We start from the raw sequence: 22,848 nt of genomic DNA on the forward strand, positions 1-22,848 counted from the left end.
CCACCAGACAGGTTTCCTAGACTTACGTCCAATGGGCACCCGCGTGCAGACAACCGAGCATGAAGGCCAGCAGGGGCCACGCCCCGTGATAACAACAACGGCTAATCATGCGGTATCGGTAATGAGCAAATCGGATGCGTTTCTCCAGGCAGGTCGAACGGCGGTGTTGCAAAACATCCACGGCACCATGCAGTTCTTGCAGCGGTTCCCGCCCTTTAACCAAATGGAAAACACTCACCTGGCCTTCCTGGTTGAACAGTGCCAACTGCGCTTCTATGGCCCCGGTGACAGCATCATTCGGCCCGAAGACGGCCCGGTCGAGCATTTCTATATCGTCAAACAAGGCCGCGTCATCGGCGAGCGCACGCACCAGGGCGCCAGCGTGGTCGAAACCACTTTTGAGATCACCGCTGGCGAATGCTTCCCCCTCGCCGCCCTGCTGGGTGAACGGGCCACTCGCACAGAACACTTGGCCGCTGAAGACACCTTCTGCCTGCAACTGAACAAAGCCGCGTTTATCAAAGTGTTTGCCCTGTCCGAAGAGTTCCGCGATTTCGCCTTGCGCGGGGTCAGCAGCCTGCTCGACAAGGTCAACCGGCAAGTGCAGCAAAAAGCCGTCGAAACCCTCGGCACCCAATACTCGCTCAACACCCGCCTGGGCGAATTGGCCATGCGCCACCCGGTTACCTGCAGCCCGCAGACCGCCCTGCGCGAAGCCGTGCGCCTGATGCATGAGCAACAAGTGGGCAGCATCGTGATCGTTAACGAACACAAGGCTCCGCTAGGGATTTTCACCCTGCGTGATTTGCGTCAGGTGGTGGCCAATGGCATTGAAGAGTTTGATCAGGCCATCGACGCGCACATGACCGCCGGGCCGTTTTACCTGTCACCCGACCACAGTGCTTTCGACGCCGCCATTGCCATGACCGAGCGGCACATCGCCCACGTGTGTCTGGTCAAGGAACAGCGCCTGTGCGGCGTGGTCTCCGAGCGCGACCTGTTCTCGTTGCAACGGGTCGACCTGGTGCACCTGGCCCGCACCATTCGCCATGCGCCCCGGCTGGACACTCTGATCAACCTGCGCGGCGAAATCAGCCAGTTGGTAGAGCGCATGCTGGCCCACGGCGCTTCATCCACCCAGATCACCCACATCATCACCCTGCTCAACGACCACACCGTGTGCCGCGTGATCGAGCTGGTGCTGGCCGAGCGTGGCGACCCCGGCGTGGCGTTCACCTGGCTGTGTTTCGGCAGCGAAGGCCGACGCGAGCAAACCCTGCACACCGACCAGGACAACGGCATCTTGTTCGAGGCCAAAGACGCTGCCGAAACTGCCGAGATTCGCCAGCGCTTGCTGCCCATCGCGCAGCAGATCAACCACCACCTGGCGGCCTGCGGCTTCACCCTGTGCAAAGGCAACATCATGGCCGGCAACCCCGAGCTGTGTTTGTCCCGCGCCGAATGGGCCCGGCGCTTCAGCGCATTTATTCGCGAGGCCACGCCGCAAAACCTGTTGGCCTCCAGCATCTACTTCGACCTGCGCGCCGTGTGGGGCGACGAACAAGGTTGCCAGCACCTGCGCCGCACGATCCTCACCCAAGTCGCCGACAACCGCTTGTTCCAGCGCATGATGGCCGACAACGCCCTGCGCCATCGCCCGCCCGTGGGCCGTTTTCGGGAATTTGTGCTTGAGCGCAAAGGCGGCGACAAAGCCACCCTCGACCTCAAGGTGCAGGGCCTCGGCCCGTTCGTTGACGGCGCCCGCCTGTTGGCGCTGGCCCATGGCGTCGAGGCCATCAACACCCTGGAACGCCTGCGCCAGCTCACCACCCTGGGCGTGATCGAGCCGCTGGACGGCGCGGCCTACGAAGAGGCGTATCACTTTATTCAGCAGACCCGCATGCAACAGCATCAACTGCAGACCCGGCAAAATCGCCCGTACTCCAACCGCGTCGACCCCGACCAGTTGAACCAGCTAGACCGCCGCATCCTGCGTGAAGCCTTGCGACAGGCGCAGCGCCTGCAAAGCAGCCTGGCCCTGCGGTATCAGCTATGAAGCTGTTTTCCTGGCTGCTGCCGCGTAAAGCCCCGACCTTAAGCCTTGCCCAGCAGCAACGCCTGTTGCGCTTGCCCGAGTCTGCCGGGCTGGGCGACCACGCGCTGCGCGCTCAGCGCTGGGTGGTGGTTGATCTGGAAACCAGCGGCCTGAACCTCAATCGCGACCAAGTGTTATCGATTGGCGCGATGGTCATTGAAGACGGCGCCATCGACTTCAGCCAAACCTTTGAACGGACCTTGTTGCGCACCGACAACCCGCTGAGCCCCAGCGTCTTGCTGCATGGCTTGGGGCCCAGTGCAATTGCCGCCGGCAGCGACCCGGCCGACGCCCTGCTGGACTTTATGGCGTTTGTCGGTGACAGCCCGCTGCTGGCCTTTCACGCCCCGTTCGACCAGCACATGCTCACCCGTGCGCTCAAAGACAGCCTGGGTTACCGCCTGCAACATGCCTTTATGGACGTGGCAGCCCTGGCGCCCATGCTCTGCCCGCAGCATCAGGGCCGCGAGGCCGGTCTGGATCACTGGATCAAGCACTTCAACCTGTATGTCGAAGATCGCCACAACGCCAGCGCCGACGCCCTGGCCACGGCGGAGCTGGCGCTCATCCTGTTCAGCCGCGCCCGCGCCCAAGGCATCGACAGCCCCCAGGCCCTGCAACAGCGCCTCAACCAGTGGCAACGGCGCAAGATCATTCACAGCTTTTAAAAGCGCCCTCTCCCTAGCCCTCTCCCGGAGGGAGAGGGGACTGACCGCACGCGGACTCAAGATCACCACACATCGGCTCCCTCTCCCTCCGGCAGAGGGTTGGGGTGAGGGCGAGGGCTGCCCGCGATCAAAACCCATCCGATGAGCGTCAATTGCGCCGCCCGTTCCCCTCTGACACAATCGCGAATAATTATCGTTAGTTAAAACTTGCCCTCGGTGCAGCCGTTGTCCTCACTCCACACCCCTCAGCACGAACTGGTTGGCTCGCTTTACCGCGACCATCGCGTTTGGCTGCTGGCGTGGTTACGGCGCAATGTGGCGTGCCCGCAGCGCGCCGAGGACTTGAGCCAGGACACCTTCGTGCGCCTGCTGGGCCGCAGCGAACTCAGCGCCCCGCGTGAGCCCCGGGCGTTTCTCGCGGCCATCGCCAAGGGCCTGCTGTTTGACTACTTTCGCCGCGCCGCCCTGGAGCAGGCGTACCTCAACGAACTGACGCTACTGCCCGAGGCCGAGCAGCCCTCGCCCGAAGAACAACACCTGATCCTCGAAGACCTCAAAGCCATCGACCGCTTGCTCGGCAAGCTGTCGAGCAAGGCCCGTGCGGCGTTCCTGTACAGCCGCCTCGATGGCCTGCCCCACGCCGACATCGCGCAGCGTTTGGGCGTATCGGTGCCGCGTGTGCGTCAGTACCTGGCCCAAGGCATGCGCCAGTGCTACATCGCGCTGTATGGCGAGCCCACGTGAGCGCGATCAGTTCCAAACCGGTGTCGGCCCGTGTGCTCGACGCGGCCATTGCCTGGCAACTGTGCCTGGACTGCGGCAATGGCAGCCCCGTGCAACAGGCCGAATTCGACAAGTGGTACGCTGCCAGCGAAGAACACGCCCGCGCCTGGCAACAACTGGGCATGCTCGACCACCGCTTCAGCAGCACCAGCCTGGCCGCACGCAACGCCTTGCGTAACGCCCGCAGCGGGGTGCAACAACGGGTGCGCAAACTCGGCAGCGGCCTGGCGAGCATTGCGCTGGTGTGCGGGCTGGCCCTGTTCGCGGGTAAAAACTACCTGCCGTTGGACTACTGGATGGCCGACCAACGCACCGCCACCGGCGAGCAACGCCAGTTGCAACTGGCCGATGGTACGGTGATCAACCTCAACACCCACAGCGCGGTAGATGTGCAGTTTGATGGCGACACCCGGCGCATCATCCTGCAAGCCGGCGAGATCATGGTGCAGACCGGCCACGGCGACCCACGACCCTTTGTCGTGCAAACCCGCGACGGCACCCTGCGGGCCTTGGGCACGCGGTTTATGGTCAAGCGCGAAGACGACGGCACGCGCCTGAGCGTGCTGCAGTCACGCGTGGCGGCGCACCCCGAAAACAGCGTTGAAGACGTCATCTTCAGCGCAGGTCAGCAAGTGCTCATGCACCGCGACCACCTCGGCCAGATGCTCACCGTCACCGCCGGGGCCGATGCCTGGACACGCGGCATGCTGGTGCTCGACAACGTGCGCCTGGCCGACATGGTCAGCGAACTCAATCGCTACCACCGTGGGCATCTGGGCGTTGACCCGCGTGTGGCCGACCTGCGCATCACCGGCAGCTTCCCGCTGGACAACCTTGCGCTGGCGCTTAACGCCCTGCCGCCGATTCTGCCGGTCAAGGTCAAACAGCTCACCCCGTGGTGGATCACTGTTGCCCCGGCCCCAGAAAAATAAATGCAGATTATTTTCAATTAGCCCTATCACTTTTCGCTGCTCGTTCGGCTCCTAGTCATTGAGAACCATTTCCATTCAGGAATCCGCCGAATGTCCCGCACCTTCGATACGTTTTTGCGCCCCAGCCTGTTAACCCTGGCCATTGCCCTCGGCGCACCGCTGGCCAGCACCGCGTTAATAGCCGCCGAGCATAACGCCGCCTCGCGCAGCTACAACCTGCCCGCCGGGCCGTTGGCCGCGACCCTCAACCAGATCGCCAGCCAGGCCAACCTGACCCTGGCCATCAACCCTGCGCTGCTGGCCGGCAAAACCTCGGCACCTGTGCAGGGCGCGTTCGAACCCACCACGGCGCTGCGTGAAGCATTGCGGGGGACGGGGTTGCAGTTGGTGCCGGGCAGCGCAGGCAGCTACACCCTGATCGCAATCACGCAGGGCGCCGTAGCCCTGGAAGCCACCACGATTTCCGCTCAGGGCGGGTACGAAAGTGCTTGGGGGCCGGTCACCGGCTACCTGGCGCAGCGCTCAGCGGCGGGCACTAAAACCGACACCGCGCTGGCAGAAGCCCCACGCTCAATCTCGGTCGCCACGCGCAGCCAGATGCAAGATCGAGCGGCGCAAAACCTCGACGATGCCGTGCGTTACATGCCCGGCGTGACCGCCAGCAGCTATGGCAGCGACAGCCGCTCGGAATGGCTGAAAGTGCGCGGTTTTGAACCCACTCAATTCCTCGACGGCCTGCCGCTGCCCAAAGGCTCCTACACCATGCCCAAGCTGGACACCTGGAACCTGGAGCGCGTCGCCTTGCTGCGCGGCCCGGCCTCATCGGTGTACGGGCAAACCCCGGCAGGCGGCTTGCTGGACATGGTCAGCCGTCGCCCCGAAGACACCGCCAGCCACGAGGTACAGCTGCAAATCGGCAGCTACCAGCGCAAGCAAATCAGCTTCGACAGCACGGGACCGATAGATGACGAAGGGCGTTTTCTGTATCGCGTGAGCGGCGTGGTGCGTGACAGCAACACCACCATCGAGCACACCGATGACAAGCGCTACAACATCGCCCCGAGCCTGACGTGGAACATCGACCCGGACACCACGCTGACCTTCCTCAGCCAGTTCAACCGCGATGACACCGGCACCACCAGCCAGTTCTTGCCAATTCAGGGCACGCTGGTGTCCACCCCGGCGGGCAAGGTCAAGCCCCACAAGAACCTGGGTGATCCGGACTGGGAGTTCTACGACAAAACTTACTACGCACTCGGCTATGCCTTTGAACATCGCCTGAACGATGTGTGGCAGTTCCGCCAAAACCTGCGTTACACCAAAAGTGACTTGTCCTTTCAGAGCATCACCGCCGGCGGTTACTTTGGTTCGGTGGCCGATGACGGCACCGTCCAGCGCGGCGCCAACATCGTGGACGAAGACATCAGCCAGTTTGCCGTGGACAACAACCTGCAAGCCGACTTCACCACCGGCGCGCTCAAGCACACGCTGCTGATCGGCCTCGATCATCAGCGCGTCAATACCCACTACAAATGGCAATACGGCGTTGCCCCGGTCAGTAACATCATCAACCCGATCTACGGGCAAGACTTCAGCCACATCAACTACACCGCCTACAACGATTACAACCAGAAAACCCGCGACACCGGCCTGTACCTGCAAGACCAGATGGCGCTGGATAACTGGCGTCTGACCCTGGGCGGGCGTCAAGACTGGCTGCACACCGACACCACCTTCTACAACCAGAACGATGCCCACGACAAACGCGACGACAGCGCCTTTACCGGCAATGCGGCGCTGAGCTACGTGTTCGACTCGGGGTTCACCCCTTACGTGTCCTATGCCGAGTCGTTCCAGGCCGAACCGGGGGGCTTTGGCGGCAAAGCGTTCAAGCCAGGTACAGGCAAGCAATACGAATTGGGCCTTAAATACCAGCCACCGGGCAGCGAGATGCTCCTCACTGCCGCCGTGTATGACCTGACCCGCAAAAACATCGTGCTCAGCGACACCCTTGGCGTGAGCCGCCCCTTGGGTGAAGCCAACGTGCGTGGCCTGGAACTGGAGGCCGTGGGCAACGTCAACGACAACCTCAAACTGACCGCCGCCTACACTTACGCCAACACCAAAATGACCAAAGTCTCAGACCCGCTGGACAAAAATCGCCCGCTGCCGCTGACACCCGAGCATCAGGCCTCCATCTGGGCTGATTACACCTGGCACAAAGGTGCACTGGAAGGCTTCGGCATTGGTTTCGGGGCGCGTTACATCGGCGAAACCGACAACATCGCCATTGGCAGCAAGGGCTACGTGGCAGACGCCGCTTACGGTCATACAGACGCGTACACCGTGTATGACGCGGCCGTGCATTACGACCTCGGCAAGGTCAGCAAAGCCCTCAAAGGCACCACCGTGTCGGTCAATGCCAATAACGTTTTCGACAAGCAATACCTGTCAACGTGTGACGGTTTCTACTGCTACTACGGTGACCGCCGCAACATCATGGCCAGCGTCGACTACAAGTGGTAACCCGCTGAACCGGCCCCTGCAGGCGCGAGCTTTTAAAAGCTCGCGAGGCAAGCTCGCTCCTGCAGGGACAAGGGTGTTTTTACATTTGGGACCTTCATGAAAAGCAAAACCATTCGCCGCTGGTCCTTTATCCACACCTGGACCAGCCTGATTTGCACCGCCTTTTTGCTGATGCTGGCGCTCACCGGTTTGCCGTTGATTTTCAGCCATGAAATCGATCACCTGCTGGGCAATGCGCCGCAAGTCCAGGCACTGCCCGAAGGCACGCCACAGCTCGATTTGCAGCAATTGGTGCAGGCCGCCGAGGCACATCGGCCCGGGGAGGTCATGCAGTATTTCGGCTGGGAAGAAGACGAACCCAACGCCGTCTACGCCATCATGGCCGCCACCGCAGGCACGGAGCCGAACTCGTCCCACACCTTTATGCTCGACACCCGCACCGGCCAGCCCATTGACGTACCGTCGGCCAATGGCGGTTTCATGATGGTCATGCTGCGCCTGCACGTGGACATGTTCGCGGGCCTGCCCGGCAAGCTGCTGCTGGCCTTTATGGGCACCCTGTTTGTACTGGCGATCATCTCCGGCACCGTGCTGTACCTGCCGTTTATGCGGCGCAATGAATTTGCCACCGTGCGCACCGACAAATCCCGCCGCCTGCGCTGGCTCGACCTGCACAACCTGATCGGCGTGGTGACCCTGACCTGGGCCTTGGTGGTGGGCGTGACCGGGGTGATCAGCGCCTGCGCCGACCTGATCATCGACGCCTGGCGCAACGACAGCCTCAGCGCCATGGTTGAACCCTACCGCAATGCCCCGCCCCTCACCCGGCACGCCCCGGCCACTCACCTGCTGGAGATCGCCAACCAGGCCGCGCCCGGCATGCAACCGGACTTTATCGCCTTCCCCGGCACGCGCTTCTCCAGCGAACACCACTACGCCGTCTTCATGAAAGGCAGCACCCACCTCACCTCGCACCTGCTGACACCGGTGTTGATCGACGCCAGCACCCTGGACGTCACCGCCGTCGGCGACCGCCCCTGGTACATGAACGCCATGGGCATGTCCCAGCCCCTGCACTTTGGTGACTACGGCGGCATGCCAATGAAAATACTCTGGGCGGCCCTCGATGTACTGACCCTGGTTGTGCTCGGCAGCGGCCTGTATTTGTGGTGGGTACGGCGCAAGGCCAGCAAGGAGAGCGCCCGATGAAGCCGCGCCAGTCCAACTTCTGGAAAGTCTTTAGCGTGCCACTGGCAATTGGCCTGGTCAGTGCCACAGGTTTGTTCGCGGCCCTGCTGGGCGAAGGCGCATGGGACGCCCTGAGCTGGATCGGCCTGGGCATCCCGGTGTGGATCAGCGTGCGCGGGCTGCTCAAGCGCTGACCCGTGCGCTACCCAATGGCTTGGCGACCAACGGCACACAAACCTAGCCGTTCTGTCAGTACCGCTCACGGTATTAACCCGCTATCCCTGTCTGCTCATTGAGCAAGCGATTACGGTAAAAGCCATGTCAGCGCAAAAGCCCCTTCAACTGCACCAGTACGCCTATGACCCGCTGGACCGTCATGTGAAAACCGGCACTGAAGACCAAGCCACTCACCTGTTTTATTGTCGTCAACGGGTGGCGACTGAAATCACAGGCGATACCCGTGCACAAGTCTTTGAGTCTCAAGAGGCGGTACTGGCTTACCGAACCCATCAGGGCGAGGGACTCACGACGGCTCTGGTCGCCGGGGACACTAAACGTTCAACGCTGTCGGTTCTGAACCACAGCCAGCCTGCATCAGTGGCTTTTACACCTTATGGGCACCAGCCCTTCACGCCAGGCGCACACAGGGTGCCCGGCTTTAATGGCGAACGTGCAGACCCGCTGACCGGGCATTACTTGCTGGGCAATGGCTATCGGGCGTTTAACCCGATACTGATGCGCTTTAACAGCCCAGACCGCTGGAGCCCGTTTGGCAAAGGCGGGTTTAATGCGTATGCGTATTGCGCGGGGGAGCCTGTGAATCGCACGGACCCGACAGGCCATGCATGGGCATTTATCAAGCGAATCAGACGTTTTTTGGGCGTAAAGAAACCACCTCGCTTATCGGTTGAAAGCCCCGTCAATACCGCCGATAAAGCCGTGGATTTGAATAGGGCTATAAAGCAGGAATTAAAAGACGTGGAAGAAGCGCTCGTCCACTCAAAAAACAATGAGCGCTTCATGGCAATGAAAATGCAAGGCGAACTAAGCAACGCTCAAGATCAGATAGTGGAACTGAGGGCCATTAACTCGGCTTTACTCGAGAAAAACCAGAAGCTCACCCAGCAACTTGCCCAGAAAACCCCGCGCGCCAAAATACCTCCATCCCCACCCACAAGGCCCATTGCCACGCTGACGCATCAATCAAACCCCATCCCCGTGACAACCCATCAACTCGACTATCTGGACTTGGCCATCTTAAAAACTGCGGTGCGCAGACTCTGACAGCCTCACCAGGGTACTCAACACCCCGGCTGATCCGCCGTATAGCGTCGCGCCGGGTTCACCGCCGCGCCAAACTCACGCAGCGCTTTGGCCCCGATCAACAGCGGGTAGTTGAAGTTGCTGCGGTCGGTGAGGTTGACCTCCACGGTGCGTTTGACATTGCCCAGGCACATCTCCAGATCCACCACCGGGCGCTTGGCCACGTTGACTTCATCTTTGTCTTCGTCTTCATCAGCGCGGTTTTTGATTTTGCTGATGCGTGACACTTTGTGCTCATACACCTTGCTGCCCGCGTCCGGGGTGGCCAGCTGGAAACGCACCCACTCTTCACCGTCACGGGTGAAGGTCTGAATGTTTTTGGCCGACAGCGATGCCGTCAAGGCGCCGGTGTCCATCTTGGCCTTCAGCGTCTCGCCGATTTCCGGCAGTTTGATGTACTCATAACGCCCGTACAGGGTCGGTTCGGCGGCCATCACCGGCAACGCCAATACAGACAGCAAGGCTAAAACAGACTTCATGGCGGTCATTTCCTTTTAGGGGTGCGGGTTAGACCCTTTATTTACCATTGGTTCATGTGGGAGCGGGCTTGCTCGCGATTCAGGCAACCCGGTCCGCCTGAAGCAACGTGATGATGCTATCGCGAGCAAGCCCGCTCCCACAGAGGGAAATAGCCTGTAGAGCTCGAAACATTTGTTAGCACTCTGATTTGGCGTTCTGCAACACGCTGCTTATCATGGCGGGTCCTTAAATGTTCAAGAGTTACTTATGCGCCGCCTGCTCACCGGCTGTTTGGTCACATTGCTGTTGCTGTGCAACACCCTCATTCTGTTCGGCCCGCTCATGCTGTTCGCGCTGCTCAAGCTGATTTCACCGGGCCGGCTGCGCGATTACAACTCGTGGGCCGTGATGTGGATCGCCGAAACCTGGTCCGAGATCGACAAACGCATTTTCGCCCTGTGCCTGCCCACCCGCTGGGACATTCGCGGTGCAGAGAACCTCAGCCGCACCACCTCGTACCTGGTGATCAGCAACCACCAATCGTGGGTCGATATACCGGCCTTGATGCAAGGCTTGAACCGCCGCACGCCGTTCTTCAAGTTCTTCCTTAAAAAAGAACTGATCTGGGTGCCGTTTCTGGGCCTGGCCTGGTGGGCGCTCGACTACCCGTTCATGAAGCGCTATTCCAAGGCCTTTTTGGCCAAACACCCTGAGTTAAAGGGCCAGGACCTCAAGATCACCCAAGCTGCCTGCGAGCTGTTCAAGCGCCAGCCGGTAACGGTCGTCAACTACCTGGAAGGCACCCGCTTTACACCGGCCAAACGCGCCCAACAACAATCGCCCTACACCTACCTGCTCAAACCCAAGGCGGGTGGCGTGGCTTTTGTACTGGCGGCAATGGGCCCACAGCTGGACGCCGTGCTCGACGTCACCGTGGTGTATCCACAGGCAAAGATTCCGGGGTTTTGGGCGTTGATCAGTGGGCAAGTGCCCAAAGTGATTGTTGATATCCAGACCCGCGAACTGGATCCGGCCCTGTGCCAGGGTGATTACGAGAACGATCCGGTGTTTCGTGCGCAGATCCAGAGCTGGGTCAACCAGCTCTGGATCAAGAAAGACCAGCGCATCAGCACATTGCGGGCTGAGCGCGGCTAATCCTTAGATGCCCCACAGTGTACCCAGGGTGGTCAGCAGCGGGCTGGCAACCCCTTGCTGGCCCAGGTACTGAGTGATCACAGGAGCGAATTCCTGGACCATGCTGCTTTTCATGCCCAGCGCCTGGAACGCGCTGTTCAATTGCGATTGGTTGGTCACGTTGCTGACCGCCACTTTGGCATCATTGCTGACCGGGTTGATCTGGCCCACCAGGGCCTGAAGCTGCGGGTTTTTCGCGCTGAACTGGCTCAGTTGAGTCAGGGCACCGGCGCCGGTGACCTTGTTAATGCCCGGCACTTGCTGGGTCAAGGCTGCGTAATCATTGGCTGTCAGCTGGTTTTTCGCCAGGCTCAACATCGCCCCGACGCCACCCGCCGCTTGCTCAGGCTTGACGCCCATCTGCTGGGCTTTGGTCAGCAGTTGCAAGGCCTGCACCGACTTGTCAGAGCTGGCGTTGTTGCCGCCTTGTACCTGGCCCAAGAGCTGGGTTGCCGCGCCCAGGTCAAACCCTGCTGCAAACACCGGGGTTACCGCTACGCTCATCAATGTTGCCAGTGCTACTGCGCTCAACTTTTTCATCGCATCGACCTCTTCAACCAAAAAGCTGCCCGCCAAGGAGCAGCAAAACTAATACTCAGACTCAACACCGCTGCGGATGTTCCCTACAGCCAGCATTCAGCAAACAGGGCGCAATCTTAATTGAAAACAGGAACGGCGCGGGCATCGCTCTACAGCGGGCCGGCACTTATCAAGACAGGATGATAAAAACGCCAAAAATCAAGTCGGCACATCAGAAAAAAATGATCGGCCAATGCATGGAATAGCCACGAATTTTGGACTAATCTTTCCACGCAAATGGCACATTGCCATCCCCTGATAAATGGGAGAACGGTCATCTTAATCTCCGACGCCGAGTACCTCAAAAAGCTGTTGGCCCAATGTGCATTGGGCAATCGCCGAGCCTTTGAAACGTTGTATCGTAGCGTCGCCCCCCGTCTGCAAAACGTAGCTTTGCAGTGCATCAGCCAGCGTGATCTGGCCGAACACGTGGTGCAAGAAAGCTTCGTGCGCATCTGGCAAAACGCCGCGCAATACGACCCCCATTTATCAGCCCCTGTGGCCTGGATGATCGCCATCACCCACGACCAGGCCATCGAGCAATTGCGCAGACACCGCGAGCTACCCGAGGGCGCCCTGCAACAGCCGCCTTGCCTTGAGCAGCTGGATGGCATGCAGCGTCAAACCATTACCACTGCTTATTTTCAGGGCCGCAGCGCCAAAGAGTTAGCCGAGCAATTGGCCGCGCCACTGGGTTCGGTCAAAGCCTGGTTGCGCCGTGGCATGGAACGGCTGCGTGGAGGCCTTGAAGCATGAACTATCAAACCCCCACCCTGCGCCGTGCCCTGGCAGGCGATTACGCCATCGGGCTGATGCCGCCTGCCGCCAGCAAACGCTTTGAACAACTGCTGGTCGATGACGCCGGGTTACGCGAAGAACTCGCCGCCTGGCAAACCAGCCTCGCCCGCCTGACCGACTCCGTGGGCCAGGACCCGGTGCCCGACCGTGTGTGGCAAGCGATTGTGGCGCGCATTGAACCTCAAGTGGCGGCCAAGCGACCGTTATTGAGCGGGCTGAACCTGGTCGCTATCGCCTGTGTGGTGGTGGCGGCAGTGGTTGTGCTGGTTGTCTTTTAACCCTCAAAAGATCGCGAGCAAGCTCGCTCCTACAAGGTTTTAGGTTTGCACGGGTTGGAGTCAGGGGCTTATAGTCCGCCGGTCGTCCCAATGGCGACCGGGTTTGGCGACCTGAAACCACCATGCGAAAAATCCTGTTTTTTTGCAGGCTTTTTTGCACCCGCAAGGCTGTGTTATGGCAGCTGTGCGCGGGAGACCTTCGGGTCTGCCGGGTGGTGTGTTTCCGGTTCGCCAACCTGCGTGCAGCTGCCACCTATTCGTTTGGCGACGAATAGGTGGCAGCTTTATCCAACACACCAGAGTGCACTTTATGAACCAATACATCCCGCTGACCGCAATAGACTGCCTGATCCCCAGCTTGCTGATTGACCGCCAAAGCCCGCCTGACGTGCTGCATGCCAATGCGGCGGCGCGCATTCTGGCCGTGACCCAACTGTTCGAAAGCCTCAACCGTTTAGACCTGAGCGCCGCCGACGGCGCAGACCTCAAACACATCACCCAGCCTTGCGCCATTTTGCTGCGCGACGGCTGTGACCTGCTCGACGTACTGGGCCAGCGTTTGCAGGTCTAAACGCTCGCCACCTAGCAGTTCTGCTAGCTATACAGCGTGCAACTCCAGGGGGAAGCTCAACCTTCGTCCGCGCTTTTCCCGGGAGTTCTGCATGAGCAAACAGCGCAAAACCGTCGCCAGCACCTACCTGTACGATCCATTGGACCGGCTGGCAGCCAGCAACAGCATTCAACGTTTTTACAACGACACCCGCATCGCCACTGAGGTTGAGGGCGATCGTAAAAGCCGGTTTTTTGAGACCGACTCACAACCCCTCGCGTTGCAGCAGCAGGGCAGCCTGCCCGGCACCACCTTATTGGCGACCGATCAGCAAACCTCTGTGCTCAATGGCGTTAGCCCTGAGGGAGCCCTGCACGCGCAGGCTTACTCGCCCTTTGGCCATCACCCCATCGGCACCTCACTCAATGGAGCCGGGTTTAACGGCGAACGACCTGAACCGCTGACAGGGCATTATTTGTTGGGCCAGGGATATCGGGCGTTTAACCCGGTATTGATGCGTTTTAACAGTCCGGACAGTTGGAGCCCGTTTGGTGATGGGGGGATTAATGCGTATGCGTATTGCACGGACCCAATAATGGAAATAGACCCAACAGGGCATGCGGGCATATGGGGCGCAGTAAAAGGTTTATTAAAGTTAACGGGATTAAGAAAAACCTCGGTAAAAAAAATACCCCGCGTTGTTTCCAACCTAAAATCAGAATCTATAAATCCTGGCCTTAAAGCGAACCAACTGTATGCTGATTCGGATATCTACAACACCGTCTCATACACAACCTCAGCCACCTCCCGCCCATCAATAAGCAGCAGCAGAATCAAGCAAATCCAAGCACGCCCCCTTCCGTCCTTACCTTCAGAGTCCAGCCTGTCCAGCAATTATTCCTCCCTCGCCAACAGTGTCAGCGACAACCTGTATGACGACATTATCGTCCTAAAAAATCACAACAATCGAAACTACGGCCCTCAGTTTAAAAGCTTTTTAGATTCTGCATATATGTTTTCACAAAACAAAAATTACGATCCCTACGTGAATCTTATTTCAGGAAAGTGGGTCATCCAAAACCATAAAACATTGACCGCTCAAAAAATCATCAGAAGAGGGAAAGATAACAACGGCACAAAAAACCCTCAATAAAAAATCTCTTCCACTCACGGGCTGTGTTGCCCAATCACATGAAGATGACTGAACAATATTTATAAATAACGACAGGTAAAGTGCACCTTCCCGCGAAGGCCCTCATTGATGCCCTTTCATTTCAAGGCCCACACTGTCGGCTATCTTGATTCGGCAGGCTCACTCCCTAGTAGTTCTGCTAGCTATACAGCGTGCAACTCCAGGGGGAAGCTGAACCTTCGTCCGCGCTTTTCCCGGGAGTTCAGCATGAGCAAACAGCGCAAAACCGTCGCCAGCACCTACCTGTACGATCCATTAGACCGCCTGGCCGCCAGCAACAGCATTCAACGTTTTTACAACGACACCCGCATCGCCACTGAGGTTGAGGGCGATCGTAAAAGCCGGTTTTTTGAGACCGACTCACAACCCCTCGCGTTGCAGCAGCATGGCAGCCTGCCCGGCACTACCTTATTGGCCACCGATCAGCAAACCTCTGTACTCAATGGCGTTAGCCCTGAGGGTACCCTGCACGCGCAGGCTTACTCGCCCTTTGGCCATCACCCCATCGGCGCCTCACTCAATGGCGCAGGGTTTAACGGCGAACGGCCAGAACCGCTGACGGGGCATTATTTATTGGGCCAAGGGTATCGGGCATTCAACCCGGTCTTGATGCGCTTTAATAGTCCGGACAGTTGGAGCCCGTTTGGGGAGGGAGGGATTAACGCATATGCGTATTGCGATAATGACCCGTTGAACAAGGTTGATCCCACCGGGCACCTTCCTTCACTCGTAAAAAACATTCTGCGATCCATGCACTTAATAAGCCCATCTGCAACTTCAAAAAAGACAATTAAATTACTAAGCCAGAGCACTAAAGAAACTAAAACAACCATTCAGCGCGGATTAAAAAAAGGCATTAATCCTATAGAAAGAAGCCCATCTATTGCCGCCTCCAGTAAAGAACAGTTAACTGGCAGAGCTTACAAACTAAACTCAGAAATCGCCCAACAAGCCAAAGACTACGACTCAATTCTTTTTGAAAATATACGAAAACATACTAAGCACAACAACCGTATCGAAACATGGAAAGCACGTAACTCCCCTCAAAACACCAATGACCTACCCAGTTACAGACAAGTTACAGCCACGGCTACCCTGCCCCCTCCTAGCTGGAATACGGTGACAGCAGGTTGGGATTTAGATACGCACGATACATTGCTCACAGCAGCTGCGATCTCACTTCAGAACAAAAAATTAGAGCTAAACTACGTAAAAGAGCAACTTGTACGCATCAGAGGAAATAAATAAAAACACTACCTGCAGTACAACGACTGATAAGGCGAACAGCAGCTCGCCTTATCAGGCAACTCCATCTACCGCGCACTAAACAACGTATGCGGATCAATCACAAACTTCTTCGGCACACCGGCATCAAACTCGCCATACCCGCGCGGGGCGTCATTCAAGCTGATCACCTCTACGCCCACAATGTCGGCAATTTTGATGCGGTCCCACATGATCGCCTGCATCAGTTGGCGGTTGTATTTCATCACCGGAGTTTGCCCGGTGTGGAAGGTGTGGGATTTGGCCCAGCCCAGACCAAAGCGGATGCTCAGGCTGCCCATTTTGGCGGCCGCATCGACAGCGCCCGGGTCTTCGGTGACGTACAGGCCCGGAATACCGATTTTGCCCGCCACCCGCACCACGCCCATCAGTGAGTTGAGCACCGTGGCCGGGGCTTCGTGCTTGACGCCGTCATGGCCGTGGCCACGGGCTTCAAAGCCCACGGCATCGACCGCGCAGTCGACTTCCGGCTCGCCCAGCAACTCGGCGATTTGTTCATGCAGCGGGGTGTCTTTGGACAGGTCAGCAATTTCGAAGCCCTGCGCCTTGGCATGCGCCAGACGGATCGGGTTAACGTCACCGACAATCACCACCGCCGCGCCCAGCAAACGCGCCGACGCCGCCGCAGCCAGGCCCACCGGGCCAGCGCCGGCGATGTACACCGTGCTGCCGGGGCCAACGCCCGCCGTAACCGCACCGTGGTAGCCGGTGGGCAGGATGTCGGAGAGGCAGGTCAGGTCGCGGATTTTCTCCATGGCGGCGTCGCGGTTCGGCAGTTTGAGCAGGTTGAAATCGGCATACGGCACCAGCACATATTCCGCCTGGCCGCCTACCCAATCGCCCATGTCCACATAGCCATACGCACCGCCGGGACGGGCGGGGTTGACGGTCAGGCACACGCCGGTGTTTTGCTCTTTGCAACTGCGGCAACGCCCGCAGGCCACGTTGAACGGCACCGACACCAGGTCGCCGACTTTCAAATGTTCAACGTCACGCCCGGCCTCAATCACCTCGCCGGTGATCTCATGACCCAGCACCAGCCCCACTTGCGCCGTGGTGCGACCGCGCACCATATGCTGGTCAGACCCACAAATATTGGTCGACACCACCCGCAGGATCACCCCGTGATGGATCGGCTTGCCTTGTGGGTTTTGCATCTTGGGAAAAGGAATGTTCTGCACTTCAACCTGGCCATTGCCCAGGTACACCACACCGCGATTGTCAGCCATCGTATTCACCCTTGTTGTTGTTGGAGGTGAAGCAGTTTTAACGTGTCGCTTGCAGCTTAGAGCTTGCCGCTGCCGTCACAACACCACCGTACGACCTCCATTTAGGAAAACGCGCCGTTCAATGTGATAGCCCACGCCCCGCGCCAAGGTCTGGGCTTCGATGTCGCGGCCCTTGGCGATCAAGTCTTCGGGGTAGTGACTGTGGTCAACCACCTCCACGCCCTGGGCGATGATCGGGCCTTCGTCCAGGTCGTTATTGATGTAGTGCGCGGTGGCGCCCACCAGTTTCACGCCTTTCTCGTAGGCCTGGTGATACGGCTTGGCGCCTTTAAAACCGGGGAGCAAGGAGTGGTGAATGTTGATGGCCTTGCCGTCGAGTTTGCGGCACAGCTCGGGGGACAGCACTTGCATGTAGCGGGCAAGAATCACCAGTTCGGCGCCGGTGTCTTCGATCACTTGCCACACGCGGGCCTCTTGCGCGGGCTTGTTGGCCGGGTCGAGGGCGAAGTGGTGATAAGGGATGCCATGCCATTGCGCCAGCGGTTCAAGGTCAGGGTGGTTGGACACCACCGCCACCACGTCCATCGACAGTTGGCCGATGCGTTGGCGATACAGCAAGTCGTTCAGGCAGTGGTCCGCCTTGGAGACCATGATCAGCACTTTGGGGCGGTAGTGCGGTGGGGTCAGCTCAAAGGTCATGCCGAAGGCATTGCCCCGCTCTGCGAGCCCTTCGCGAAAGGCGTTCTCGTCAAAACCGTCGGGCTGGCGGAATTCAACGCGAATAAAAAACCGCCCCGAACGCTGATCATCAAAGGAATGGTGCTCGGTGACGTAGCAACGGTGTTCAAACAGATAGCGGGTCACGGCGTCGACGGTGCCCAGCAGGCTGGGGCAATCGGCCGTGAGGATCCAGGTGTCAGGGGCGCGGCTCATGGTGCAATTCCTTGTTTGAATGATGAAAAGCAAAAGCCCCTCACCCTGGCCCTTTCGCGCAGGGAGAGGGAACTGACCGCGCCGACAATCAGCCCCCTCTCCCTCCGGGAGAGGGTTGGGGTGAGGGCAAGCCGTTACTCAGGCCTCAACATTCAGCCCATATTCCGCCGCTGCATCCTGCAGCCACAGCCACCAGTAATCCGAGAAACTGCGGCGGATCAACAGCTCCCAGGTGTCTTCAGCCGTGTGCCGGATCACCAGTTGCGACTTGGCAAACACGGTGCCCACCGCCTTGCCCACAGGGAAGTTGTCGGGATGCACGTCGTAGCTCGTCGACTTCATCAGCACGTTGCGCACATCCGGCCCGCTCAGCTCCAGCAGTTGCTGCCCGCCGCTGACGTTGACCACCGAAATATGCAGCCCCGCCAACGCGGCGCGCAGGGCCTGTTCCACGGCGTATTCCTGACCGCCGGGGACGATGAGCAGCCATTCATCCGGGCCCATCCATTGCAGCGAGCTGTCGCCCTTGGCCACCAGGCTCAAGGCCACCGGCAACTCCAGGCCCAGCGCCTTGTGCACGCCTTCGGCAAAGGCCGGGTCTTTGGCGTCGCCGCGCAGGGTCAGGTGGCCCAGCAGTTTTTTCTCGCGCACGGTCACGCCGGGGTTTTTACGACCCTTGCCGATCAACTTGGCCAGGTGGGCGTGATGCAGCGATGACTCAGCTTTGGCGCCCGAGTCCGGGCGTTGTTGGTATACGTTTGCGGTCGTCATGAGATCACCCACTCAAATATTCTGCCGGTCGCCTTTCGGGTCGAAGAACACCGAAGACACAATTTCAGCCTCGATCACGCTGCCATCCGCCTGGGGTGAGAACACCCGCTCGCCGAGGCGCTTGAGACCACCCTTGACCACGCCCATGGCAAACGAATACCCCAGCGAGTTGTGCGCATAGCTGGAAGTCACATGGCCAACCATGGTCATCGGGATGGTCTGTTTAGGGTCGAACACCAGTTGCGCGCCTTCCGGCAGCCATTTATTCGGATCGACCGGCTTGAGGCCCACCAGCTGTTTGCGCTGGTCACGCACACAGTCTTCGCGGTTCATGCCGCGCCAGCCGATCCACGAGAACGGTTTGGTGCGGCCCACGCACCAGCCCATGTTGAGGTCGTCCGGGGTCATGGAGCCGTCGGTGTCCTGGCCAACGATGATGAAACCCTTCTCGGCGCGCAGCACGTGCATGGTCTCGGTGCCGTACGGGGTCAGGTTGTACTGCTTGCCCGCCTCGGCGATTTTTTCCAGCACGCCCATGGCGTAGTCAGCCTGGATGTTGACCTCGTACGACAGCTCGCCGGTAAACGAAATACGGAACACCCGCGCCGGCACGCCCGCCACCAGGCCTTCTTTCCAGGTCATGAACGGGAACGCATCGCGGTCCAGATCAATGTCGGTCACTTCGCTCAGCAGCTTGCGGCTGTTGGGGCCGCTCAAGGTCAGCGTTGCGTAATGGTCGGTGACCGAGGTGAAGTACACCTTGAGTTCCGGCCATTCCGTCTGTTGATAGATTTCCAGCCATTGCAGCACGCGGGCCGCACCGCCGGTGGTGGTAGTCATGACGAAATGGTTGTCGGCCAGGCACGCCGTCACACCGTCGTCGAAGACCATGCCGTCTTCTTTGCACATCAGCCCGTAACGCGCCTTGCCCACATCCAGCTTGGTCCAGGCGTTGGTGTAGATGCGGTTTAAAAACTCCCGCGCATCAGGGCCTTGAATGTCGATTTTGCCCAGGGTCGAGGCGTCCAGAATACCGACGCTGTCACGCACCGCCTGGCACTCGCGTTTAACCGCAGCGTGCAGGTCTTCGCCATGACGCGGGAAGTACCACGGGCGTTTCCACTGGCCGACGTCTTCAAACTCGGCGCCCTGTTTCACGTGCCAGGCCTGCAACGCGGTGTAACGCACCGGCTCAAAAATGTGCCCGCAATGGCGACCCGCCACCGCGCCAAACGTCACTGGCGTGTAGTTGGGGCGGAACATGGTGGTGCCCATCTGCGCGATGGTCACGTTCAACGAACGCGCAGCAATCGCCAGGCCGTTAACGTTGCCCAGCTTGCCCTGGTCAGTACCAAAGCCCAGCGCGGTGTAGCGTTTAACGTGCTCGACCGACTCAAAGCCTTCGCGGGTGGCCAGCTCAATCGCGGCCGCCGTCACGTCGTTTTGCAGGTCGACAAATTGTTTGGGGGCACGCGCCGTGGCTTTTTCGTGGGGCACCTGAAACAGCGCCACGGTGGCTTCCTGCACTTGATTCAAGGCTTTGGGCAACACGCCCTCGACCGCTTTAAACCCGGCTTCACTGGCTGCGCGCACGCCGCCTTCAAAGCCATCGGCCAGGCTGTCACCCAACCCGTACACGCCATTGATGCCGCCGACGCACACGCGTTTTTGCGGTGCTTCGCCCGGTACAAACCCCAGAATGTCTTCGCGCCAGATCGGCTTGCCGCCCAAGTGCGAGGCCAGGTGCACCACCGGGCTGTAACCGCCCGACGTCGCCACCAGGTCACACACCAGCCATTCGCCGGGGCTGGTAACGCTGTGGGTTTTAAGGTCAATGGCCGCCACGCGGGCGCCGGTCACGCGTTTGCTGCCACGGGCTTCGATCACCGCACTGGCGGTCAAGATCCGAATGCCTTTGGCCCGCGCTTCTTCAACCAGCGCGCCTCGCGGATTGCTCCGTGCATCGGCCACCGCCACCACCTGTTGGCCGGCATCGAGCCAGTCCAGCGCGACGCGGTAGGCGTAATCGTTGTTGGTGCTCAGCAGCAATTTTTTACCCGGCGCCACGCCGTAGCGGCGCACGTAGGTCGACACCGCACCCGCCAGCATGTTGCCCGGCACGTCGTTGTTGCCGTACACCAGCGGGCGCTCGCAGGCGCCGGTGGCCAGCACCACGCGCTTGGCCCGGACCCGGTGCAAACGTTGGCGCACCTGGCCAATCGGCGCACGGTCGCCCAAGTGGTCGGTGAGGCGCTCGTGAATGGTCAGAAAGTTGTGGTCGTGATAACCGTTGACCGTCGCCCGCGGCAGTAACAACACGTCCGGCAGGCTCTTGAGTTCAGTGATCACCTTCGCCACCCACTCCATGGCCGGTTTGCCGTCGAGGCTTTCGCGGCTGTCCAGCAGGCTGCCGCCAAACTCTTCCTGCTCATCGGCGACAATCACCCGTGCACCGCTGCGTGCAGCCGCCAGGGCAGCGGCCAAACCGGCAGGCCCGGCGCCGACAATCAGCACGTCGCAGTGGTGGTTCAGGTTGTCGTAGGTATCGGGGTCATTCTGCGTAGGCGAACGGCCCAAGCCTGCAGCCTTGCGGATGTACTTCTCGTAAGTCATCCAGAACGACTGCGGGTACATAAAGGTTTTGTAGTAAAAACCCGGCGGCATCAGCTTGCCGCCGACCTTGCCCAAAATGCCCATCATGTCGGTGTTGACGTTGGGCCAGCCGTTGGTGCTGGCGGCCACCAAACCTTGATACAGCGCCTGTTGCGTGGCGCGCACGTTGGGGATTTGTGTGGCTTCGGTGGCGCCGATTTGCAGCACCGCGTTGGGCTCTTCAGCGCCAGCAGCATAAATGCCCCGAGGCCGGGAGTACTTGAAACTGCGACCGATGATGTCGACTCCATTGGCCAGCAACGCGGCCGCCAGGCTGTCGCCTTCATAGCCTTTGTACTGTTGGCCGTTGAAGGTAAAGGTCAGCACTTTGCTGCGATCAACACGGCCGCCGCTAGGCAAGCGATGGGTCTGGCTCATACCTTTTCTCCCAGCTCGCGGGTGGCTGCAGGCGCAACCGGTGCGGCCTGTTCGGTGAACTGCGGTTTGCTACCAATCAGGTAGGTTTCCAGAATTTCGTAGGTCACGGTGTTGCGCGTGGCGTTGAAGAACTGCCGGCAACCGGCGACGTGGTTCCACAGTTCGTGGTGCAGGCCGCGCGGGTTGTCGCGAAAGAACATGTAGTCGCCCCACTCCTTGTCGGTGCAGGCGTTAGGGTCGAGCGGGCGCGGAATGTGCGCCTGGCCGCTGGCGTGAAACTCTTCTTCGGAGCGCAACTCGCCGCAATGAGGACAGAAGATATGCAACATGGGTGTTTCTCCTGTTAGTGGGCGACAGCAGCAGCGCCGTGTTCGTCGATTAGTGCGCCGTTGTAAAAACGGTCGATGGAAAACGGTGCCGCCAGCGGGTGCATTTCGCCTTTGGCCAAACTGGCGGCAAACACGTTGCCCGAGCCCGGCGTGGCTTTAAAACCGCCCGTGCCCCAGCCGCAGTTGAAGAACAGATTCGGGACCGGGGTTTTCGAAATGATCGGGCAGGCGTCTGGTGTGGTGTCGACGATGCCGCCCCATTGGCGGTTCATGCGCACGCGCGACAGCACCGGGAACATCTCCACAATCGCTTGAATGGTGTGTTCGATCACCGGGTACGAGCCGCGCTGGCCGTAGCCGACCCATCCGTCGATACCGGCGCCGATCACCAGGTCGCCCTTGTCGGACTGGCTGATGTAGCCGTGTACGGCGTTGGACATGATCACGCTGTCGATAATCGGCTTGATCGGCTCCGACACCAGCGCTTGCAGCGGGTGCGATTCGATCGGCAAACGGAACCCGGCCTGGCGCGCCATGTGCCCGGAGTTACCGGCCGTGACCACGCCCACGCGCTTGGCGCCGATAAAGCCCTTGCTGGTTTCAACACCGATGCACACGCCGTTCTCTTTGCGAAAGCCGAGCACTTCGGTCTGCTGGATCAAGTCCACGCCCAGGGCGTCGGCGGCCCGGGCAAAGCCCCAGGCCAC

21 protein-coding genes and 1 pseudogene are annotated in these 22,848 nt (G+C 59.7%); 14 read left to right on the forward strand and 8 right to left on the reverse strand.

The features are described 5' to 3' along the window. Nucleotides 1-121: 121 nt before the first annotated feature. The 8 genes from GHO32_RS14660 to GHO32_RS14690 all read left to right on the forward strand — a co-directional run bounded on the left by GHO32_RS14660 (nucleotide 122) and on the right by GHO32_RS14690 (nucleotide 9,476). Complete coding sequence (locus GHO32_RS14660; protein WP_153336677.1) at nucleotides 122-2,056, forward strand: putative nucleotidyltransferase substrate binding domain-containing protein; 1,935 nt, start codon at nucleotides 122-124, stop codon at nucleotides 2,054-2,056. Beyond that, nucleotides 2,053-2,763: a PolC-type DNA polymerase III gene (locus GHO32_RS14665; protein WP_048384949.1), complete on the forward strand. Its 711-nt coding sequence runs from the start codon at nucleotides 2,053-2,055 to the stop codon at nucleotides 2,761-2,763. Before GHO32_RS14660 ends, GHO32_RS14665 begins: the two co-directional genes overlap by 4 nt. 225 nt (nucleotides 2,764-2,988) lie before the next feature. Beyond that, nucleotides 2,989-3,507, forward strand: a complete 519-nt coding sequence (locus tag GHO32_RS14670) for an RNA polymerase sigma factor (RefSeq protein ID WP_153336678.1) — start codon at nucleotides 2,989-2,991, stop codon at nucleotides 3,505-3,507. Then, a complete protein-coding gene (locus GHO32_RS14675) occupies nucleotides 3,504-4,478 on the forward strand; it encodes a FecR domain-containing protein (protein WP_368668387.1) in 975 nt (324 codons plus the stop codon). Before GHO32_RS14670 ends, GHO32_RS14675 begins: the two co-directional genes overlap by 4 nt. A 90-nt stretch (nucleotides 4,479-4,568) precedes the next feature. Further along, nucleotides 4,569-7,004, forward strand: a complete 2,436-nt coding sequence (locus GHO32_RS14680) for a TonB-dependent siderophore receptor (protein ID WP_153338147.1) — start codon at nucleotides 4,569-4,571, stop codon at nucleotides 7,002-7,004. Between the two features lie 96 nt (nucleotides 7,005-7,100). Next, nucleotides 7,101-8,213 carry a PepSY domain-containing protein gene (locus GHO32_RS14685; protein ID WP_153336820.1) on the forward strand — a complete coding sequence of 371 codons (1,113 nt, stop codon included), beginning with the start codon at nucleotides 7,101-7,103 and terminating at the stop codon, nucleotides 8,211-8,213. Then, nucleotides 8,210-8,386, forward strand: coding sequence for a hypothetical protein (locus tag GHO32_RS26485; RefSeq protein WP_088500226.1), 177 nt, complete (start codon nucleotides 8,210-8,212; stop codon nucleotides 8,384-8,386). The genes GHO32_RS14685 and GHO32_RS26485 overlap by 4 nt, the downstream gene beginning before the upstream one ends. A gap of 124 nt (nucleotides 8,387-8,510) precedes the next feature. Next, nucleotides 8,511-9,476 carry an RHS repeat-associated core domain-containing protein gene (locus GHO32_RS14690; RefSeq protein ID WP_153336821.1) on the forward strand — a complete coding sequence of 322 codons (966 nt, stop codon included), beginning with the start codon at nucleotides 8,511-8,513 and terminating at the stop codon, nucleotides 9,474-9,476. Nucleotides 9,477-9,493: 17 nt separating this feature from the next. Here the strand turns inward: GHO32_RS14690 and GHO32_RS14695 are convergent, their stop codons facing one another. Then, nucleotides 9,494-9,994 (reverse strand): ATP-dependent zinc protease, encoded by a 501-nt coding sequence (locus tag GHO32_RS14695; RefSeq protein WP_048372311.1) that lies wholly within the window; start codon nucleotides 9,992-9,994, stop codon nucleotides 9,494-9,496. 247 nt (nucleotides 9,995-10,241) lie between these two features. Between GHO32_RS14695 and GHO32_RS14700 the strand changes: the two genes are divergently transcribed. After that, nucleotides 10,242-11,129 carry an acyltransferase gene (locus GHO32_RS14700; RefSeq protein WP_153336822.1) on the forward strand — a complete coding sequence of 296 codons (888 nt, stop codon included), beginning with the start codon at nucleotides 10,242-10,244 and terminating at the stop codon, nucleotides 11,127-11,129. Between the two features lie 3 nt (nucleotides 11,130-11,132). Here the strand turns inward: GHO32_RS14700 and GHO32_RS14705 are convergent, their stop codons facing one another. Next, nucleotides 11,133-11,708: a DUF2780 domain-containing protein gene (locus GHO32_RS14705; protein ID WP_153336823.1), complete on the reverse strand. Its 576-nt coding sequence runs from the start codon at nucleotides 11,706-11,708 to the stop codon at nucleotides 11,133-11,135. Nucleotides 11,709-11,984: 276 nt separating this feature from the next. On the opposite strand from GHO32_RS14705, the gene GHO32_RS14710 reads away from it, so the two are divergent. The 5 genes and pseudogenes from GHO32_RS14710 to GHO32_RS14730 all read left to right on the forward strand — a co-directional run bounded on the left by GHO32_RS14710 (nucleotide 11,985) and on the right by GHO32_RS14730 (nucleotide 15,813). Continuing rightward, a complete protein-coding gene (locus tag GHO32_RS14710) occupies nucleotides 11,985-12,503 on the forward strand; it encodes a sigma factor (RefSeq protein ID WP_153336824.1) in 519 nt (172 codons plus the stop codon). Further along, nucleotides 12,500-12,820: pseudogene (locus GHO32_RS14715) on the forward strand (anti-sigma factor); the annotation flags it as partial. The gene GHO32_RS14710 and the pseudogene GHO32_RS14715, both read left to right, overlap by 4 nt. A 313-nt stretch (nucleotides 12,821-13,133) precedes the next feature. Next, on the forward strand, nucleotides 13,134-13,394 hold the full coding sequence (locus tag GHO32_RS14720; RefSeq protein ID WP_153336825.1) for a short-chain dehydrogenase: 261 nt from the start codon (nucleotides 13,134-13,136) through the stop codon (nucleotides 13,392-13,394). 91 nt (nucleotides 13,395-13,485) lie between these two features. Next, the gene (locus GHO32_RS14725) at nucleotides 13,486-14,526 is read left to right on the forward strand and encodes an RHS repeat-associated core domain-containing protein (protein ID WP_153336826.1); all 1,041 of its coding nucleotides are present in this window, start codon (nucleotides 13,486-13,488) and stop codon (nucleotides 14,524-14,526) included. Between the two features lie 246 nt (nucleotides 14,527-14,772). Beyond that, entirely contained in the window at nucleotides 14,773-15,813 is a 1,041-nt protein-coding gene (locus GHO32_RS14730) for an RHS repeat-associated core domain-containing protein (protein ID WP_153336827.1), read from the forward strand. 65 nt (nucleotides 15,814-15,878) lie between these two features. Here GHO32_RS14730 and fdhA read toward each other — a convergent pair whose 3' ends face one another. The 6 genes from fdhA to GHO32_RS14760 all read right to left on the reverse strand — a co-directional run. Continuing rightward, on the reverse strand, nucleotides 15,879-17,078 hold the full coding sequence (fdhA, locus tag GHO32_RS14735; RefSeq protein WP_153338148.1) for a formaldehyde dehydrogenase, glutathione-independent: 1,200 nt from the start codon (nucleotides 17,076-17,078) through the stop codon (nucleotides 15,879-15,881). A 75-nt stretch (nucleotides 17,079-17,153) separates the two neighbouring features. After that, nucleotides 17,154-18,011: a formyltetrahydrofolate deformylase gene (purU, locus tag GHO32_RS14740; RefSeq protein ID WP_153336562.1), complete on the reverse strand. Its 858-nt coding sequence runs from the start codon at nucleotides 18,009-18,011 to the stop codon at nucleotides 17,154-17,156. 138 nt (nucleotides 18,012-18,149) lie between these two features. Then, complete coding sequence (locus GHO32_RS14745; protein ID WP_153336561.1) at nucleotides 18,150-18,782, reverse strand: sarcosine oxidase subunit gamma; 633 nt, start codon at nucleotides 18,780-18,782, stop codon at nucleotides 18,150-18,152. A 12-nt stretch (nucleotides 18,783-18,794) separates the two neighbouring features. Further along, complete coding sequence (locus GHO32_RS14750; RefSeq protein ID WP_153336560.1) at nucleotides 18,795-21,812, reverse strand: sarcosine oxidase subunit alpha; 3,018 nt, start codon at nucleotides 21,810-21,812, stop codon at nucleotides 18,795-18,797. Then, nucleotides 21,809-22,141, reverse strand: a complete 333-nt coding sequence (locus tag GHO32_RS14755; RefSeq protein WP_048372327.1) for a sarcosine oxidase subunit delta — start codon at nucleotides 22,139-22,141, stop codon at nucleotides 21,809-21,811. The genes GHO32_RS14750 and GHO32_RS14755 overlap by 4 nt, the downstream gene beginning before the upstream one ends. 14 nt (nucleotides 22,142-22,155) lie before the next feature. Next, on the reverse strand, nucleotides 22,156-22,848 hold a 693-nt coding region (locus tag GHO32_RS14760; protein ID WP_153442868.1), incomplete at its 5' end, for an FAD-dependent oxidoreductase.

It is taken from the genome of Pseudomonas sp. FSL R10-2189 (assembly GCF_009600325.1).
GTDB classification, from domain to species: Bacteria; Pseudomonadota; Gammaproteobacteria; order Pseudomonadales; family Pseudomonadaceae; genus Aquipseudomonas; species Aquipseudomonas helleri.